Genomic DNA, 18,655 nt, shown 5'->3' on the forward strand with positions numbered 1-18,655 from the left:
TTAGCAGACATTCAGCCCGCCACTTTCTCAGATCTAAACACCTAAATGATTTTTGTGATTAAATACCACACTTTGACCAAAATTTCCGTAACTCAACCCCAAAGCCATGATGAACGATCTGGAACAACGATTTCGGCAGGTGCGCCAACGCATCGACGATGCCGCCCGGGCGCAGCACAAACCCGCCCCCACCCTGCTGGCTGTGAGCAAAAAACACCCAAGCTCCGCCATTCGCCAACTGTACCAATTGGGGCAGCGCGATTTCGGCGAGAGCTATTGGCAGGAGGCGGAAGCAAAGTTAACGGAATTGGCAGACCTGGATATCATCTGGCATTTCATCGGCCCCCTGCAATCCAACAAAACCCGCCCCATTGCGCAACATTTTGCCTGGGTGCACAGCGTGGACCGGGAAAAAATTGCCCGCCGTCTGAGTGAGCAGCGGCCAAACCACCTGCCCGATCTGAACGTGTGCCTGCAGGTGAACATTGATCGGGAGACAACCAAATCCGGGGTGTTGCCGGAAGCCGTGCTGCCCCTGGCACAAAGTGTCGCGGCGCTGCCCCGGCTGCAACTGGCGGGTTTGATGTGCATACCGGCACCCACCCATCCGGCGCAGGCCTTTCAGCGCCTGGCCGGCCTGCAGGCGCAGCTGCAACAGGCCGGCTTGCGCGCCGATACCCTCTCCATGGGCATGTCTGACGATCTGGAACCGGCCATTGCAGAAGGCAGTACGATGGTGCGGATAGGTTCCGCCCTGTTTGGAGAACGCATGTGAACAATCCGCAGGCCCTGAGCGGGAAAACCCTGTTGCTGCTAACCATGATTCTGTTGGCAGGGTTGGCGGCCAGAAGCTATAAAGCCGGTCAAATTGAAAAGATTCCTCACGATGACGTCATCAGTTACATGGTGGCCACCGCTCATCTGGATGACTACCATCAAACCATCAGCGACCTGCAGGCAGAACCCCGCTGGCTGGAGAACCGCGTCTGGCGGGATTATCTGCGGCCGGGCCCGGAGCCAATGGCCGCCTCCCTAGCTGAAACCATCCACAACCTGCAGCAGAACGACATCCATCCGCCGGTCTATTTTCTGTGGCTCAATCTGGTATTGCGTGCCCTGCCGGACACCGGACCCTGGAGCGGCTGGCTGTCCAATGCGGTGTTCTATGTGCTGAACGGAATACTGCTCTTTCAACTGGGCAGGCGCCTGCTGCCAAGCCAGGAGGCGGCCGGTATCGGTTTGCTGATCTGGGCGGTGGCAACACCCAGCATCCAGACCAGCATCATTGCCCGGCACTACGAACTGATGGCCAGTATCGGTTTGCTGTCGGTGCTGGTACTGGCCCGCACCAGCAGCCGGCAGAATCTCGACCCCCTGTCCATTGTGCTGTTCGGCGCCTTGACCCTGATCGGGTTTCTCACCAACTACCAATACCTGTACCTGGGCGCGGCCCTGTCCTGCACTATTCTGCTGCTGCACTACCGGCAGCCCGGGCGGGTGTTCGCTTGTGGGATCGCCATCGGTGGCGGGGTACTGCTGGGGCTTTGGCTTTACCCTGCCCTGCTACTGCAATCACAGGAGGTGCGCGCCTGGAGTGCCGAGCTGAACCCTGCGGATATTCTGTTCCGATTGCGCAATACCCTGGAGGAACCCCTGAAGTTCTGCCTCTTTGCCACCCTGACGGTACTGTATCTGGTGACCTTCGCCCGCCGTCAAGGCAAACTGGCATTGGGCAGCGTGCCTACCCTGCTGTACTGCCTGGTGGGGTTGAATTTCGCTTTCATCGCGGCAGCTTATCTGGGCTTTATTGCCCCTAAACACGCCATGGGGGGGCGCTACCTGGCGACGCTGTGGCCACTGCTGGCCTTGCTGCTGGGGCAACTGATCCACCCACTCTGGCAGCAGCCGGCCTATCGTTATGCGGCCATCGTTCTGATCTGCCTGCCCGGGGTGCTGTTGCTCAACAAACCTGAGAAAAACCCCGGCCCGCCTGCGGCCATCGCGGAACACCGCTTTATCATTGCCGACTTCAATGAACGGGGAATTTGGCCGGCCATCGCCCACCGCTTACCGGCAGATCAGCTGACTTTGGTGGCGCCACAGTCCAGCCTGTTGCAACATCAGGGCTGGCAAACCCGGCTCAGCACCATGCAGGCCATCACGGGAACCTGGGTCAGTAGCGCAAAACTGGGCGACAACTCCAGGTCCAAACAACAATCCCTGCGCCAGACACTGGATGCCACTTTTCAGACAGCACCCATCAAGCACAGGGATCGGGGTCTGGCGTACTTCCAGTTGAACCCATCCACCGGACCGGCTCAATAAAGACGGCGTTATGCCGCCGTCTGGATATTGTTGACCCGGGCCTGGTTGCGGAACAGTTGATCCATCTCGCCTTCGTAATACTGTTCCACGCGGGGATTCATGATTTTTTTCCACAGGGGCGGAAACCAGGCCAGCACATACATGGTGGCGTAACCTGCCGGCAGCTGCGGGCTTTCGTCATAGTGGCGCAGCACCTGATAGCGACGCTTGGCATAAGCGTGGTGATCGCTGTGACGCTGCAACTGGAACAGGGCCACATTGGTAAGCAGGTAATTGGAGTTCCAACTGTGGGCCGGGGTTACCCGCTCATAACGTCCATTGGCATTTTCCCGGCGATGCAAACCGTAGTGCTCGATGTAATTCACCACCTCCAGGGTCAGTGCCGCAAAGAAACTCTGCCCAATAAAGAACACCACACCCATCCAGCCCCAGACCAGGCCGTAACCGAGGGCAAACAACGCCGAAATTCCATACCACCAGATTAATTCATTGTAGACGCTGACGTTGGCATGGCCTTTCCGCGCCAGGTGCTCCTTCTCCAGTTTCCAGGCATTGACAAAGTTACGCACAAAAGCACGGGGCAGGAAGTGGTACAAACTCTGGTTATAGCGGCTGGAAGAGGCGTCTTCCGGGGTAGACACGTGCACATGATGACCACGCACATGCTCCACCTTGAACCCGGCGTAGGTCACCGACGCCAGCATCAGGCCCCCGGTCCAGTTTTCCAGCCGTGGATCCTTATGGATCAGCTCATGCCCGAGATTGATGGCAATGATCCCGCCCACGGTACCAATCGACAACATCCAGCCCAGTTTGCCCCAAAAGGAAAAGTCATTGTGGATAAACACGTATCCGGCGTAAGCCTGCACAACCAACCACACCGCGGCCATGATCAGAGTAAAGACACGGTAAATCCGCTCGTCACTCATGGCCGGTACCTGGGTCGCCTCATCGGGATTACTGGGATCTTTGCCGATCACAAAATCCAGCACCGGAATAATGCCGAATACCACGGCATAAAGAAAAAACGCCCAGTAATTCTGGGTACCGGCATCCTGGCCGATCATGGCGGAAAAGGGCACTAACGGCACCATGGTGGCCCAAAACAGCAAATATCCCCACTTCTTCAACGCCAGCATACGGTCCGGCAACATTGACTCAAACATCGACTACCTCGGTTTCGGCTTGTTCTTTTCAGAAGCCCCAATTTATTTATCAATTCTTGAATTGTCAAACAATTCAAGAATTGATTCAAAGTTCGGTTTTCGTGATAATCCTCCCCAACCCCGGAGAGCCATGCCGTCATGCCATTGCAAGCCAAGAGCCTGAGCGAACAAATTGCCCAGCACCTGACCCAGAAAATCGTTACCGGTGAATATGCGCCGGGCATGCGCCTGCCTGAGAATGAATTGGCGAAAGAGCTTGAAGTAAGTACCAACTCACTGCGGGAAGCCTTTCGTTTGATGGAGAACCTGCACCTGGTGGAACTGCAACCACGTAAGGGGGTGCGGGTGTGCGAGGTAAACCCCCAGCAAGTACGGGATCTCTACGATTTCCTGTTCCTGCTGTTGAGCCGCTTGGCGGCGCAGGCGGCTGAGCGCTGGCAGGATGGCCAGATTGAAGACCTGATCGCCATGGTGGATGAGCTGCGGGTACTATTCCAGAACAACGACCTGCCCGCTGCCCATGAAGTGGCGTTTCGTTTCCTGCAGACCGCCAATCAGCGCTTTGCCCACAACGCCTACCTGGCGCAGGACATCGAAGCACTGCTGCCGCAACTGCAGCGCTATTCCTACATTGCCCTGCGGGCGGAAACCACGGAATTCGATGTTTCCCTGAGCATCTTTCAGCGCCTGGTGGGTAACGTGTTGGCCAGGGATGCCGCCGCCACCGTGGCCGCCATCCGGGAATACGGCGAGAACCAGTGCCGCATCGTACTGCGGGCACTGGCCCGGCAAAGTGCCGCCTGAACCCGATGCAACCTGATTGCCGTACCGCACCACCAGTTTTACCGCCAGCCAGAAAACCGTAACAAATTCGTCATAGAATAGTTATCCTACCCTGCAGATTTAACGCTAGAGATCACCAGATGACTATCAAGATTACCTTTATCGGCGCCGGCAATATGGCCAGCAGCCTGGCCGGAGGCATGATCGCCAAAGGCATGGACCCCAATAACATCACCCTGTCCGACATCAATGACCAGCAACTGCAACAGGTGCGAAAACAGCTCCAGGTCAACACCACCCGCGACAATATCAGCGCCTGCCACAAGGCAGACGTGGTGGTGCTGGCGGTCAAGCCCCAGGTCATGGGAAAGGTATTGGAACCCCTGAAGGAAGCCTTCCAGCAACGCAAGCCGGTGGTGATGAGCATCGCCGCCGGTATTACCCTGAGCCAGCTGGAGGGTTGGATCGGTGCCGATATGCCCATCGTGCGCTGCATGCCCAATACCCCGGCACTGGTGGAAACCGGCGCTTCCGGGCTGTTCGCCAACGCCCATGTCAGCGAGCAGCAACGGGAGCAGGCCCGCGCGGTGATGGCCGCCGTCGGACTGGCCCTGTGGGTGGATAATGAAGATCAGATCGACGCGGTCACCGCCGTATCCGGCAGCGGGCCGGCTTATTTCTTCCTGGTAATGGAAGCCATGATCGCCGCCGGCAAAGACCTCGGATTGAGTGAACAAGTGGCCAAACAACTGACCCTGCAAACCGCACTGGGCTCCGCCCAAATGGCCATCACCAGTGATGTGGAGGCGGCGGAGCTGCGGCGCCGGGTGACCTCCCCCGGCGGCACCACAGAACGGGCCATCGGCATCATGGAAGACAACAATTTACGGCAGATCTTCGCCCAAGCCATGCAGGGTGCCTATCAGCGCTCCAAGGAACTATCCGACTGAGGGCTGGTAGCCGGGGCCCGGGCAAGGGGCCCCAATGTGCGAACTTCCTGTTATGATTAGGAAACCGTCCCGAAACCTGGAACAGCTAACGCTAGGAAACCTGGATAATGAATGTAAGCGGCGCCTTTCTCTTTCTGGTCACCACCGTCTTTGATATCTATATCTCCATCGTACTGGCCCGATTCATCCTGCAGATGGTGCGGGCAGATTTTTACAACCCCGTATCGCAGTTTATCGTCAAAGCCACCAACCCGTTATTAATACCCCTGCGCAAGATCGTACCGGGGTTCGGCGGCCTGGACATTGCCTCTCTGGTGCTGTTTGTGCTGATTATTGCCGTCAAACTGGGCTTGTATGTGTTCGTATTCCATGATCCGGGCCCGGTCCAGGTGTTGCCGCTGGTGATCTTCTTTATCAAATCCATGGCCAACACCATCATCAATTTCTTCCTGTTTGTGATTTTTGTGTCCGCCATTCTGAGCTGGGTCACCGCCGCCGGTGGCGGTTACAACCCCTTTGCCGATATTCTTAACCAGATTGCCGAACCGGTGCTGGGCCCGGCACGCAAAATCATTCCCCCCATGGGTGGTTTGGACATTTCCCCAATGCTGGTGATGATCGGGCTGATATTCGTCAAACAGCTGTTTGGCCTGACGGGAATGCCCTGACGCCGATGGCGGACTGGTACCAGTGGCAGGGCCCGGATCTGATCCTGTCCTGCCGTCTGCAACCAAAGGCGTCGGCCGATGAGTTGGTGGGCGATCACGGCGGCGATCTGAAAATACGCATCACCGCACCGCCGCTGGACGGCAAGGCCAACACCCACCTGACCCGCTTTCTGGCCAAAAGCTTTGGTGTGAGCAAAAGCCAGGTGGTGATCGAAAAAGGCGAATTGAGCCGCAGCAAGCGCATTCGGATACATTCACCGGTTAAAATTCCTGCTAAGCTGAACATTAGCAAGCCCTGAGGGGTCAAGGGGTTACCGTCGGCTTGGCTTTGGTATATCGTCAACCCAACTGCATTTTAGCGAGCATTTAACCAGATGGAGTCAGCGCGTCTTTCCAGTCAGATGGATGCCTATCTTCAGTGGCGGCAGGAAATCCACCGCGAGCTGACGCGTTACCGTGGCTGGCTGATCGATCACAATGTGCAGAATGCCGAGCTGGAAGCCAAGCTGGAACAGGCGCTGCAAACCCTGAAAGACGACAAAATCACGCTGGCGTTTGTGGGGGAGTTTTCCCGCGGCAAGACCGAACTGATCAACGCCCTGTTCTTCAGCCACTACGGCACCCGTATTCTGCCTTCCGGTGCCGGCCGCACCACCATGTGCCCCACCGAACTGCTGTTCGATCACCGCGCCAGCGAAAGCTACATTCGCCTGTTGCCCATCGAAACCCGCATGGTGGGTTCCAGCCTGGCCAGTTTTCGTAAGATTCCCGAAAAATGGGTGTTTGTCCCGCTCAATGCCGACGATCCACGCATGATGAAGAAAGCCTTTTCCGAAGTGGCGCAACTGAAGTCGGTCTCCCCCAACGAAGCATCGGCCATGGGTTTCCAGATCGACCTGCTGGAAAAGGATGTAAACAACGCCAGTAAAGTGCTGATTCCAGCCTGGCGCCACGCCATGATCAGCTTCGATCATCCGCTGTTGCGTCAGGGCCTCACCATCATTGACACCCCGGGCCTCAATGCCCTGGGCTGCGAACCTGAACTGACCTTCAGCCTGCTGCCCGAAGCCCAGTCCATCCTGTTTCTGCTATCTGCCTCCTCCGGTGTCAGCGCCACCGACCTGGACATCTGGAACCGCCATATCCGGGATCTGGCCCTGCGCGAATCCACCGGCGTCTACGCCATTCTCAACAAGGTGGATTCCGTATGGGATGAACTGGAAGACGAGCAGTTCAACAAGCGGGTGCTGGGGGATATTCGCGCCCAATGCGCCCGCCAGCTGGCCATCGCCCCGGACGAAATACTCTGCGTATCGGCCAAGGAAGGGTTATTGGCCCAGGTGGAAGGCAACATGACGCGGCTGGATCAGAGCTTTTTGCCCGAGCTGGAAGAACTGCTCTCCAACGACATGATGCGGCGCAAAGAGCACCTGATCCAAAAAAGCGTCATCAAAGACATTCATTCCATGCTTCATGGCAGCCGTAAAACCTTGCTGCGGCGACGGGAATCAGTGCTGGCGGAACTGCGGGTGCTGAAAGCCGAGGAATCCGATCGCAAATCCCAGCTGGAAAAAATGCTGTCCCAGGCCCGCCACGAGCAGGCGTTCTACCACAAAAAACTGATTCTGCTGAAATCCAGCCGCAAGATGATCCTGCGGGAAGGCACTGCCATGCTGGAACCCGTGCACAGCGACAAGCTGAATCAGTATCTGAAGGATGCCGGCAAGGCCCTCACCAGCAGCTGGACCATCGTCGGCATGAACAACGCCATCGACAGTTTTTTTGACAACCTGAAACGGGATATGTCGGAGCTGGCGGCGCGCCAGGAGAAAATCCAGCCTCTGGTGGCGGACATCTACGCCAAATACGAAGCCGAACTGGGCATGGCGCCCCTGGATTACCCACGCTTTTCGCCACGGGAATACGTCACCCACCTGGACGACCTGCGCACCAAATCCGGTAGCTTCCGCCGCAACCTGCGCAAACTGCTGACCGAGCAGAAGGCCACCTCCAAACGTTTCCTGAGTACCATTGTCAATGAAGGCTCCACCATTTACCGTCAGTACGAACGTGCCGCCAAATCCTGGCTCAACGATGTGCTGTTGCCCCTGTTCCAGAACGCCCAGGAGCAAAAGCACCTGCTGGACGAACACATTCAGAAACTGCGCGCCCTGGGCAACGCCGATGATAACGCCGAGCAACGCATCAGCAACATGGAATCCATGCTGGAAGATCTGGACGAACAGATCGTCGAAGTGGAGGACATGATCAAAGGCCTGCGCAAACCCGCCCCCATTCATCAGAACCGCAAGGTATTTCCCGTTATTACCAGCCAGCTCCCGGACCCGTCGTTTACACGACGGTGACACTTTTTTCCACAATGCCCATGTATTTGGGCCCGAGCGCGCAGTACTGGTCCGGCCCGCCCAGGTCATCACCGGATCACGTGCTGAATAGCAAAGCCTCCCTCCTGCCCCTCCCTTATTTCTGATAGACTGCGCACTTCATTGACAGCCGTTCAGGAACACCGGGATTGAATACAGCACTACCGAACAATGCCACCCAGCAAGAAGGCACCGTTGGCATCGTCCAGCCCCAGATTTTCCGCTGCGACCACCCCATCACCCTGCAGTGTGGCAAAACCCTGCCCCACTATGAGCTGGTGTTTGAAACCTATGGCAAGCTGAACGCGGCCAAGAGTAATGCTGTCCTGATCTGCCACGCCCTTTCCGGCCACCACCATGCCGCCGGCTTCCACGGCAGTGACGACAAAAAGCCAGGCTGGTGGGATGCCTGCATTGGCCCCGGCAAAGCCATCGATACCAATCGTTTTTTTGTGGTCAGCCTGAACAATCTGGGGGGCTGTCACGGCAGTACCGGCCCCAAATCCCATAACCCGGATACCGGCAAACCCTATGGGCCGGATTTTCCCATCGTTACCGTGCGGGATTGGATCAACAGCCAGCATGCCCTGATGCAGCATTTAAGTATCCCCCACTGGGCCGCCGTGGTGGGCGGCAGCCTGGGTGGCATGCAGGCCATGCAGTGGGCCATCGACTTCCCCGATCAGGTGCGCAATGCCGTGATCATCGCCGCGGCCCCCAAACTGTCGGCACAGAATATTGCCTTCAATGAGGTGGCTCGCAAAGCCATTCTGTCTGATCCGGATTTTTGTGAGGGGCATTATTACGAACACGACAAATACCCCAGGATCGGCCTCAGCCTGGCCCGCATGCTGGGGCACATCACCTATCTTTCCGACGCCGCCATGCGGGAAAAATTCGGCCGCGAGCTGCGTGACGGCGCAAAGAGTTTCGACTTTGAGGTGGAGTTTCAGGTGGAAAGCTATCTCAATTATCAGGGAGAAGTGTTTTCCAAGAATTTCGACGCCAACACCTACCTGCTGATGACCCGGGCGCTGGACTATTTTGATCCGGCCGAGGAACACGACCATGATCTGAGCAAGGCGCTGGCCAGAGCCAAAGCCCGTTTTCTGGTCATGTCCTTCACCACCGACTGGCGCTTTTCACCGGAACGCTCGCAGGAAATCGTTGAGGCCCTGTTGGCGGCACGCAAGCACGTATCCTACGCCGACATCGAATGCCCACAGGGGCATGATTCGTTTTTGCTGAACGTGCCCCGTTATACCAATTTGTTCAAAGCTTATATGAATTCCATTGCACTGGATGGGGAGCACTGATTCATGCGTCAGGACCTGGCAGCCATTCAACAGTGGGTACAACCGGATTGCAGCATTCTCGACCTGGGTTGCGGCGACGGCGCCCTGCTGGCCCACCTGCGGGACAAAAAGAATGTATTCGGATACGGCCTGGAAATCGACCAGGACAAGATCCTTGAATGCATTAAGAAAAACGTCAATGTGATCGAGCAGGATCTGGATTGCGGACTGGCCAATTTCGAAAACGACAGCTTCGACATGGTCATCATGACCCAGGCCCTGCAGGCGGTTCACTACCCGGACAAAGTGATCGACGATATGCTGCGGGTGGGCAAGGAATGCATCATCACGTTCCCCAACTTCGGGTACTGGCGCTGCCGCCTGTATCTGATGACCAAAGGCCGCATGCCGGTTTCCAAACAGTTGCCTTATACTTGGTATAACACCCCCAACATCCACTTGTGTACCTTCAAGGATTTTGAGGCTCTGTGCTATCGTAAGCATCTGAAGATACTGAACCGCACAGTGGTGGACATGAATTATCGCGATGGATTTATGATGCGACTGTTCCCCAACCTGTTCGGCGAAGTGGCGGTATACCACGTTACCAAATAGAGAGGTTAAGGATATGACCATAAAAATAACCCACATTCGGATTATTCTGGCATCACTACTGGCGCTTGCACTGCTGCTGACAGCAGAGCTGGCGGCGGCGGAACAATTTATCGAAGACAAGGACTATGTGGTGCACTACAGCGCCTTCACATCCACCCTGCTGACCCCGGAAGTGGCCAGCGCCTATGGCCTGATGCGCAGCCGGCAACGGGGCATTGTGAATATTTCGGTACAGCGCAAGCAGCCCGGCGGCTTAACCAAATCGGTATTGGCGCAGTTGAAGGGTTACACCGGCCAACTGGGCGGCAGCGAGATCCCATTGGATTTCCAGGTGGTTGAAGAAGGCGATGCCATCTACTACCTGGCCGAATTCAGGGTCCGGGATGGCGACAAGCTGGATTTTGCTATCAACGTCAGCCCCACCCCGGAAAGCGCTCCGCTGAAAGTCAGTTTTTCTCAGAGTTTCTATTCTGAATAAAACGCGCTGCAGAAAACCCGCTGTCAGAACAAGCAGTTAACGCCCGGCACACCCCTGCCGGGCGGCTTTCCCGTCTATAAAGATCACCCTACAATTCTCTACACTCAATTACATTCTGCTGGGATACAATCCTACGGAATAAGTATTATAAGTTTCGAAAGAGTATTTTAATGTTACCGAAGTATTTGTTTTATCTTGCCTTTGGCACCTTCTTGCTAAGCGGCTGCGGCCTGGAAACCGATGAGGACAGTGACGAGGAATCCGACTCCGTCACCAGTGTACAGATGGAAGTGGAACAGAACGCGTACCTGCCGCTGACCAATGCCACGACGTTGTTTTACACCGCTAATGAAGCCTCTCCGGGCGATATTGAAGGCGCTGTGAGCTACGATGTGGGCATGTCCAACAGTAAGGGCTATCCGGTTTATAAAGTTGGCATCAACAGTGATGATTTGAATCTGGATCTCTATTTCCGCACCACCTCAAGTCAAATCGAGTTCTTGGGAATGGATGGACCTGTTGCAGTTTCCGATGACGCCAGCTTTGATTTTCTACGTTTTGATACACCAATAAAGTTGATTGGTGAACGCAGCAATCAAAGTACGGGCGCCTCAGCCAAACTGGAATCTGACGAAGGCAGCCTTAGTAACGCTGCTCTCACTCTCGAGTACGATGTTACCAACAGCAACACCGCTACATTCCAGAGCTTTGACTGGACAACACTTAAACTCCCCACACTGCAATCCACTTTGACTGCGGAAATCAGTGTCAGCGCACCGGGCTTGACTGTGGGCCCTTTTCCCGTCACGTTAAATTTCTTCTTTGCAAAAGGGTTGGGATTGGTACAACACAGTGGCGACGTTACTGAGGTCGCCGGTAACGAATACGAAATCAAGTTCTATGGGCTGGAAAACCTACCCAATATCGTTGCGTTCACTAATGACGGGGCCACTGTAGAAGGCAGCCTGACCTATTTTTCCATCGCCGAAGCTTCCGGCAACGCCACCATTGAAAGCAGCGACTACGAAATCGTGAATCGCTCCGCCCTGAACGATCTAGGTTGGCTTAATATAACTCAACCCAATTCAGGCGAATACGCTGTGGAAATCAATACCAGTAGTCTCGAGCTGCCGGAAACTCTCACCAGTGTGCAGGTTTTATTTGAGAACCGCGTCAACAGTGGCGAACGGCTGTCAGCAAACCTGACCTTGCTTCCCTGACATCAAAACAATAACAATATGAGAAGTCACATGTACCGAGCCACTTTCATACGCACAGCATTACTGATCGTCCCGACCTGTTTTCTTATCGCCTGTGGTGGCGGTGGCGGTGGCGGTGGCGGCGGCTCCGATGATGGTAATCGTGATGGTGGCGGTGGAACGGTTGGATACAGCCAATCGTTTAATACTTATATGCCACTGACTGAAGATACGTCCATCAATTACCAGGACGGAACATCTGGCGTTGTTGAATATAACTCCGACCTGTCTTCCAGCAGTGAAGACATCTATGACATCACCTATGGTGAAGGGGATGAAGCCCTGACGCTGTCATTCAAATCCACTCCGGTCAACATTGAACTTCACGCCATATCAGGGGATTTTGAGGCCTCCGGGGCAAGAATTTCCAAACTGGTTTTCCTTGATCCGGTCATCATTTACGATGGCACCAACAACAGCTACCCTGCAACGCAGGCAACTGCCTCACTCACCTATAATGGTATACCGCTGACCGCCACCGTTGACATCAGCTTCGCCAAACTGGAATTCGACGACGTTTTCTCCGATACCTTTGGAGACGGCGACCTGCCGGTAAAACTTGTCTCCCTGCAAACCAGAATCCAGTATTATCGTGAAATCACTTTTCCGATAACCGCTGTAATTGACATCGACCAAACGCTATCGACCTCGCTCAGACTGGTAAAAGGTATCGGCATTGTCCAGCACGTGGGTAAATACGGCGGCCTGAATCTGAATGCGATCATCAGCTCGCTCACGTCACTGCCCCAACCCATCTGGTTTGAACATAACATGCTTGACCCCATACCCGTCTCGGCAGACACCACATTCAGAATCAACAGCCAGGCTGCACCCGTTAACTCCACGGTTTACCAAGTCGCCAATATGGAGGAAATTAATGATCTGGGTTGGGTCACGGTGGCAGAGGACACATCCAGCAACACCTTTAATGTCACAATGCAATACGACGATGCACTTCCTGATACCAGTGAGCTGCCAATCAGTATCGAAGTGGTCTTCGAGCGTATCTCAGATAAAACACGAATGTCCGGTAATGTCACGTTGTTACCCTGATATACAAGCAATCTCCGTTGGCACTACAAGAGCCCTACCAACGTAGGGCTCTTTTCCTTCTCCCCGGCAAACCTTTCCGATCTGACCGCTTACTTCGAAATCTGGCCTGCCTTTCCAAATAACTATTCGTTATCCGTGTTAGAACTGAGGCTGTCCCGGCGATTAGCATTGCCTGAACACGCTAAAAAAACAAAAACAGGAATACACATGATGAAATTACGCCTTCTGGTGCGCAACCTGACCTGGTTGTGCGCAAGCATTCTCTTGGCCGCCTGCGGCGGTGACAACCAGCCCGATCCGGACCCACCCTATCAACAACAATTCAATCCCTACCTTCCGCTGGCGGTAGGCGCGTCGCTCAGTTACCAGGACACCAATGTGGGTGCGATCGACAGCATGCACATTCTGAACGAGGAGCTCAGCCAGCAAACCGGCAACGACATTTATGAAGTCACCATGGACAGTGGCGACCGTACCTTCAGCTTCTTTTTCTCCAGCGATGCCAACCGCATTCGCCTGTATGGTATCGACGGCCCCATCGCCATAACCAGCGGCGGCATTGCCTTTGAGCTGGACGAGCTGCGCTTTGACAATCCGATCACGCTGCAATCCAGTACCAGTGCCAGCGGCGGCACGACCCTGGCCAGTGCGGTAATAAGTGCAGGCGGTTCCAGCAGCACCCTCAACAACATCAACGTAACCTATCAAACGGTCAACGTGGACAGTGTCTACAACGGCCAATACGGCACGCTGCCGGTACGGGCTGCCTTGTTGAATGCGGCGGTCACTGCCAATGTGAGCATCCTGGGCGCCACCTATAATATCGATGAAACCCTAAGCAACAGCTTATTGTTCGCCAAAGGTATCGGCATTGTCCGTCACAGTGGTACTTATGTGTCCACCGATTACACCTATAACAGTGAACTGACCGGGCTCAACAACCTGCCCCGCAGCGTCTGGTTCAACTACAACAACGGCAATCCACAACTGGCTTCCGGTTCCAGCAGCATCTTTCAGATCAACGGCCAGGGTACCATCAGCAGTAACGATTACCGTCTGGCCAATCTGGACAACATCAATGCTCTGGGCTGGATCAGGGTCCAGGAAGGCAGTGGCCGCTATACGGTGTCCATGCCCGGCGGCGGCAGCCTGCCCACCAGCACCACCAGCGTGGAAGCGGTATTTGAGCACCGGGTGACCGGGCGCCGCGTCTCCGCCAACGTCACCCTGCTGGTTCCCTGATCAGCAAACCTGATCCACTGCTGCCCGACTGCGGTATACTGTCGCCTCATTTTCCGGCAGCAGTGGATTATTCAATGCAAGACATCGTCGTCGCCACCGGCAATCAGGGCAAACTCAAGGAAATCAATCAGGTACTGAACCCCTTCGGCCTCAAGGCGCGGGGCCAAGCAGAATTTGAGGTGCCCGAAATAGAAGAAACCGGCCTGACCTTTGTGGAAAACGCCCTTCTCAAGGCCCGCAATGCCAGCGCCATTACCGGCAAACCCGCCTTAGCCGATGATTCCGGTTTGGAGGTGGATGCCTTGCGCGGTGCCCCGGGAATTTACAGCGCACGCTACGCCGGGCCGGAAGCAACGGACGCCGACAACGTGGCCAAACTGCTGGCCGCCCTGGAGGGACTGCCGTCACACCAGCGCCGGGCCCGCTTTCAATGCGTTATGGTGTATCTGCGCCATGCCGAGGATCCCGTGCCACTGATCTGCCAGGGCACCTGGGAAGGCTATATTGCGGATCAAGCCAGCGGCAATAACGGCTTCGGCTATGACCCGGTGTTTATGGTACCGGACCAAGGCTGCAGCGCCGCCCAACTGCCCCCGGAGATCAAGAATCAGCTCAGCCACCGGGGTCTGGCCCTGCAGCAGCTGATGGCCGCGTTTGCCGCCCGCCAGACAGCGTAATCCCGTTGTGAATCCCATTCCTCTGGCGCTCTACATTCATATCCCATGGTGTGTGCGCAAATGTCCCTATTGTGACTTCAACAGTCATGAAAGCCGCCATATTCCGGAGACGGATTACATCTCGGCGTTGCTGGCGGACCTGAAGCACGATCAGGCGCTGGCCCAGGGCAGAGCCATCCAGACAGTGTTTATCGGTGGCGGCACCCCCAGCTTATTCAGTGCCGACAGTTACCGGCACCTGCTGCAGGCCATCCACCGTATTGTGCCCATCAGCGGCCAGGCGGAAATTACTCTGGAAGCCAATCCCGGTACCTTCGAATACCGTAAATTCAAAGGCTTTCAAGACGCCGGCATCAACCGGCTGTCCGTTGGCGTACAGAGTTTCAGTGAACACCAGTTGCAGGCACTGGGCCGCATCCATAACCGCCATGAAGCCATCCAGGCCATCGCCACCGCCCGCGAGCTGGGTTTTGAGCGCTTGAACATCGACCTGATGCATGGCTTGCCGGGGCAGACGGTTGAGGCTGCCCTGGCCGATCTGCAACAGGCCATGGATCTGCAGCCCAGCCACCTGTCCTGGTACCAGTTGACCATCGAACCCAACACCCTGTTCTACAGCAAACCACCCACCCTGCCGGATGAGGACGATCTGGGGGATATTGAAGACGCCGGCAAGTCCCTGTTGCAGGAGGCGGGGCTACAGCAATATGAAACCAGTGCCTACGCCAGGCCGGGCTTTCAGTGTCAGCATAATCTGAATTACTGGCGTTTCGGCGACTACCTAGGTATCGGCGCCGGCGCCCACGGCAAAATAACCGACCCGGAGACCGGCACCGTGCTGCGTTACCAGAAAACCCGTCTGCCCCAGGATTACCTGAACCCGGACAAAGCCTTTTGCGCCAAAGAGTGGTCGGTGCCCGCTGCCGATCTGCCCTTCGAATTTTTTATGAATAGCCTGCGCCTGCAGGAAGCCATTCCCAAATCATTATTTGAAGAGCGCACTTTTCTTACCCCCGACATGGTTAACCAGACCATTGCCAAGGCCTGTCATCAGGGCTTGATGACCGCAACCCAGCACAGCTGGCAAACCACCGCTCTGGGCCAACGCTTTCTGAACTCACTGCTGAACCTGTTTCAATGACGGCAGGCCTCCCAGCCGATCATGGCCTGCTTGCGTGTTGGGCCCCAACGATACTGGCTGAATTCCCCGGTACTGCGTATCACCCGGTGGCAGGGGATCAGGTAGCCAATGGGGTTACGGGCAATGGCACTGGCCACCGCCCGCACCGCAGTGGGCTCCTCAATGGCGTCTGCCACCTGCTGGTAAGTACGAATCTGCCCCTCCGGGATGGCCAGCAACGCCTCCCAGACCTTGAGCTGAAACGGGCTGCCTTTCATCAGCAGACCCAGGCGCGGCAACTGCGCAGCTGACTTCACTGACTGCCCGCGCAGCGTACCCAGGCAGGAAGCGAACACCCTTCCCCCCACGGCGCTCACCTGGCCCTGATCCTGATCCTGGCTGATGGTGGCCCGCGGCCACTCCTGATGCAATTCCAGCAGCAATTGTTCAAACGCCCCATCATCATCACAGAACCCCAGTTTACAGATGCCCTTTCCGGTAAGCGCCAACAACGCTTCACCGAACGGTGTATCAATGCGCCCGTAAACAATGTTCAGGCCCGCACCCAGCTGCCGTACCTGCCCCGGTGTCACCCCCTCGCAGCTCAGCAACAGATCGTGCAACCGGCTGCTGCCACTCAGGCCCACATCCAGCGCCGACTCCAACACGTTGGTCTGCAGAAGACGCCGTTTGGCTTCCTGCTTGGTGAGGAATTTCAAGAACTGCTTGGGAGACACACCCACCCACTCGGAAAACAGCCGCTGCACATGAAATTCGCTCAACTCCAGGTGTTGCGCCAGTTCCGCCAGGGAAGGTTGTTGTGCCTTGCGCTCAGTAAAAAAACGGATAGCGGAGGCGATTCTTTGATAATGCTGACTGTGCTGCATACGCATCCCGTAAGGTAGCCTGGAAAACAGTGCCCAGTATCCCCTCTGGCGGCTACCTTGAACACCCGATTCTTGCGCCTCAGCGCCGCCCTGCTGATTGTGTACTTAGTCACAGATTTCCTGTGATCGCGGCCAGCTGCAAAAGCCAACCGGTTATTGCTTTTGAACATTCATCCCGGTCAGTCATCTTTTGTGAATATTTACGTGACCTGTTGGCCCCCGGAACCGTCTAATATTACTAACAGCAACAACCCAAATGCAGTATCAGTCGAGAGCAATCATGAAATTCACATGCCCCTGTTGTGGCTACAAATCGCTGGAAGACAACAAGAACACCTGCAAGGTCTGTAACTGGATCAATGACCCCTACCAGTCCATGGACCCGGACCTGAACAAGGGCCTGAATTCCCAAAGTCTACGCTGGGCCCAGTTTCAGTTCAAAGGTCTGAACAAGCGGGTTTCGGGTTTTGAGAAAGACACTAAATGGTGTGCGTTTGCGCCGCCGGCCGCTGCCACCAACGCAATCCGCTACTTCAGCGGCAAGTCCGCGGTCTGAGCACAGGTCAGGGGCGATTACGCCCATAGGCATCGTGGCTGGACACCCACTCATCCGCCACGATGGCCGCCGCCAGGGATAGCTCACCACAGAGCACCGTGGCCGCCACAATTTCAGCGAACTTCTGCACGCCGCCTTTGCCGTAGCAACCCAATACGTCCAGGCACTCCCGCTGTGTGGGCAAACCGGTACCACCGCCATAGGTGGCCACCACCAGCGACGGAATGGTGGCGGCAAAATAGTAATCACCCTGCTCGGTGACTTCGCTGTAGACAATGCCGGCGGAAGATTCCGCCACATTGGCCACATCCTGCCCGCAGGCGATGAACATGGCGGTGATGCCATTGGCAAAGTGAGCGCCGTTGCACACCGAACCCGCCATCAGCGCCCCCATGTTGGAATACTGACGCTGACGGAACAGATCCTGCGGCGTGGTATGCATGATGTCTTTCACCAGTTGCGCCGGCAACGTCACCTCAGCCACCGCCCGTTTACCGCGGGTATGCAGGCTGTTGACATAGGAATGCTTTTTATCCGTGTCGAAATTGGCCGCCAGACTGAAATTCTCCAGGCCGGGAATGCCCTGATCCAGCATCCACATGCAGGCGTGACGGGTGGCTTTGCTCACCATGTTCTGGCCCGCCGCATCGCCACAGGTGAAATTAAAACGCAACCAGCGCATCTTGGCGGCGGTGTATTGTTCAATATTGCGCAGCTTGCCGGATGAGGTGGTTTCTTCCGCCTTGGCCTTGATGGCCTCAAAGTTTTCCTCCACCCAACGGCCGAAGCGCAAGGCTGAGCGGGCATTGTCAAAGATGAAAACGGGCGCCCGCTGCATGGCATCGTCCACCACCGTGGTGGTGATGCCACCGGCTTCCCGGGTCAGACGCATGCCGCGGCTGTAACTGGCCACCAGGGTGCCTTCCGAGGTGGCCATGGGCACATAAAACTCCCCCTTGGCGTGCTCACCATTGACCAACATGGGGCCGGCGAATCCCAGGGGTACCTGCGCCACTCCGGCAAAATTCTCAATATTGCCCGGCAACACACCCGGATCAATGGAATAAGAGCCCACATGCTCCAGGTTGGAACCGGTCTCCGCGTTCACCACGTCGCGGCGCTGCGAGGCCATCTCCCTGGTGTAATCGTTTTCCTTGTCGCGGGGTAACTTCTGCATGCCTTGTCCTCTTGGTTAAC

The 18,655-nt window shown here is 56.0% G+C and carries 19 protein-coding genes; 16 read left to right on the plus strand and 3 right to left on the minus strand.

Annotated elements, in window-relative coordinates; translation table 11 throughout:
• Positions 1-109: 109 nt before the first annotated feature.
• Both D9N13_RS05380 and D9N13_RS05385 read left to right on the plus strand, forming a co-directional pair.
• Positions 110-775 (plus strand): YggS family pyridoxal phosphate-dependent enzyme, encoded by a 666-nt coding sequence (locus tag D9N13_RS05380; RefSeq protein ID WP_290587142.1) that lies wholly within the window; start codon positions 110-112, stop codon positions 773-775.
• Positions 772-2,325 carry a glycosyltransferase family 39 protein gene (locus D9N13_RS05385; protein ID WP_290586948.1) on the plus strand — a complete coding sequence of 518 codons (1,554 nt, stop codon included), beginning with the start codon at positions 772-774 and terminating at the stop codon, positions 2,323-2,325. Before D9N13_RS05380 ends, D9N13_RS05385 begins: the two co-directional genes overlap by 4 nt.
• An 8-nt stretch (positions 2,326-2,333) precedes the next feature.
• On the opposite strand, the gene D9N13_RS05390 is transcribed toward D9N13_RS05385, so the two are convergent.
• Positions 2,334-3,491, minus strand: coding sequence for an alkane 1-monooxygenase (locus D9N13_RS05390; RefSeq protein WP_290586950.1), 1,158 nt, complete (start codon positions 3,489-3,491; stop codon positions 2,334-2,336).
• Positions 3,492-3,629: 138 nt separating this feature from the next.
• Here D9N13_RS05390 and D9N13_RS05395 point away from each other — a divergent pair, with 138 nt between their 5' ends.
• The 13 genes from D9N13_RS05395 (at position 3,630) to hemW (ending at position 16,036) form a co-directional block, all read left to right on the plus strand.
• Positions 3,630-4,295: a GntR family transcriptional regulator gene (locus tag D9N13_RS05395; RefSeq protein ID WP_290586952.1), complete on the plus strand. Its 666-nt coding sequence runs from the start codon at positions 3,630-3,632 to the stop codon at positions 4,293-4,295.
• Positions 4,296-4,414: 119 nt separating this feature from the next.
• Positions 4,415-5,224 carry a pyrroline-5-carboxylate reductase gene (proC, locus tag D9N13_RS05400; protein ID WP_290586954.1) on the plus strand — a complete coding sequence of 270 codons (810 nt, stop codon included), beginning with the start codon at positions 4,415-4,417 and terminating at the stop codon, positions 5,222-5,224.
• A 107-nt stretch (positions 5,225-5,331) separates the two neighbouring features.
• Positions 5,332-5,892, plus strand: a complete 561-nt coding sequence (locus D9N13_RS05405; RefSeq protein ID WP_290586956.1) for a YggT family protein — start codon at positions 5,332-5,334, stop codon at positions 5,890-5,892.
• Between the two features lie 5 nt (positions 5,893-5,897).
• A complete protein-coding gene (locus D9N13_RS05410) occupies positions 5,898-6,191 on the plus strand; it encodes a DUF167 family protein (protein ID WP_290586958.1) in 294 nt (97 codons plus the stop codon).
• Positions 6,192-6,266: 75 nt separating this feature from the next.
• Entirely contained in the window at positions 6,267-8,258 is a 1,992-nt protein-coding gene (locus tag D9N13_RS05415) for a dynamin family protein (protein ID WP_290586960.1), read from the plus strand.
• Positions 8,259-8,425: 167 nt separating this feature from the next.
• Positions 8,426-9,592, plus strand: a complete 1,167-nt coding sequence (locus D9N13_RS05420; RefSeq protein WP_290586962.1) for a homoserine O-succinyltransferase MetX — start codon at positions 8,426-8,428, stop codon at positions 9,590-9,592.
• A 3-nt stretch (positions 9,593-9,595) separates the two neighbouring features.
• The gene (gene metW / locus D9N13_RS05425; protein ID WP_290586964.1) at positions 9,596-10,186 is read left to right on the plus strand and encodes a methionine biosynthesis protein MetW; all 591 of its coding nucleotides are present in this window, start codon (positions 9,596-9,598) and stop codon (positions 10,184-10,186) included.
• Between the two features lie 13 nt (positions 10,187-10,199).
• Positions 10,200-10,664 carry a DUF4426 domain-containing protein gene (locus D9N13_RS05430; RefSeq protein ID WP_290586966.1) on the plus strand — a complete coding sequence of 155 codons (465 nt, stop codon included), beginning with the start codon at positions 10,200-10,202 and terminating at the stop codon, positions 10,662-10,664.
• 170 nt (positions 10,665-10,834) lie between these two features.
• Positions 10,835-11,884, plus strand: a complete 1,050-nt coding sequence (locus D9N13_RS05435) for a hypothetical protein (protein ID WP_290586968.1) — start codon at positions 10,835-10,837, stop codon at positions 11,882-11,884.
• Between the two features lie 30 nt (positions 11,885-11,914).
• Positions 11,915-12,976, plus strand: a complete 1,062-nt coding sequence (locus D9N13_RS05440; RefSeq protein WP_290586970.1) for a hypothetical protein — start codon at positions 11,915-11,917, stop codon at positions 12,974-12,976.
• Positions 12,977-13,183: 207 nt separating this feature from the next.
• Positions 13,184-14,218 (plus strand): hypothetical protein, encoded by a 1,035-nt coding sequence (locus tag D9N13_RS05445; protein WP_290586973.1) that lies wholly within the window; start codon positions 13,184-13,186, stop codon positions 14,216-14,218.
• 74 nt (positions 14,219-14,292) lie between these two features.
• Positions 14,293-14,895, plus strand: a complete 603-nt coding sequence (locus D9N13_RS05450) for an XTP/dITP diphosphatase (RefSeq protein ID WP_290586975.1) — start codon at positions 14,293-14,295, stop codon at positions 14,893-14,895.
• A gap of 7 nt (positions 14,896-14,902) precedes the next feature.
• The gene (gene hemW / locus D9N13_RS05455) at positions 14,903-16,036 is read left to right on the plus strand and encodes a radical SAM family heme chaperone HemW (RefSeq protein ID WP_290586977.1); all 1,134 of its coding nucleotides are present in this window, start codon (positions 14,903-14,905) and stop codon (positions 16,034-16,036) included.
• Here the strand turns inward: hemW and D9N13_RS05460 are convergent.
• The gene (locus tag D9N13_RS05460) at positions 16,030-16,902 is read right to left on the minus strand and encodes a methylated-DNA--[protein]-cysteine S-methyltransferase (protein ID WP_290586979.1); all 873 of its coding nucleotides are present in this window, start codon (positions 16,900-16,902) and stop codon (positions 16,030-16,032) included. The two genes, hemW and D9N13_RS05460, sit on opposite strands and share 7 nt — an antisense overlap.
• 280 nt (positions 16,903-17,182) lie before the next feature.
• Here D9N13_RS05460 and D9N13_RS05465 point away from each other — a divergent pair, with 280 nt between their 5' ends.
• Complete coding sequence (locus D9N13_RS05465; protein ID WP_290586981.1) at positions 17,183-17,458, plus strand: CPCC family cysteine-rich protein; 276 nt, start codon at positions 17,183-17,185, stop codon at positions 17,456-17,458.
• A 7-nt stretch (positions 17,459-17,465) separates the two neighbouring features.
• Here D9N13_RS05465 and D9N13_RS05470 read toward each other — a convergent pair whose 3' ends face one another.
• Positions 17,466-18,635 carry a hydroxymethylglutaryl-CoA reductase gene (locus tag D9N13_RS05470; protein WP_290586984.1) on the minus strand — a complete coding sequence of 390 codons (1,170 nt, stop codon included), beginning with the start codon at positions 18,633-18,635 and terminating at the stop codon, positions 17,466-17,468.
• Positions 18,636-18,655 lie beyond the last annotated feature (20 nt).

The sequence above is a fragment of the Ketobacter sp. GenoA1 genome (assembly GCF_003671475.1).
Taxonomy (GTDB): domain Bacteria; phylum Pseudomonadota; class Gammaproteobacteria; order Pseudomonadales; family Ketobacteraceae; genus Ketobacter.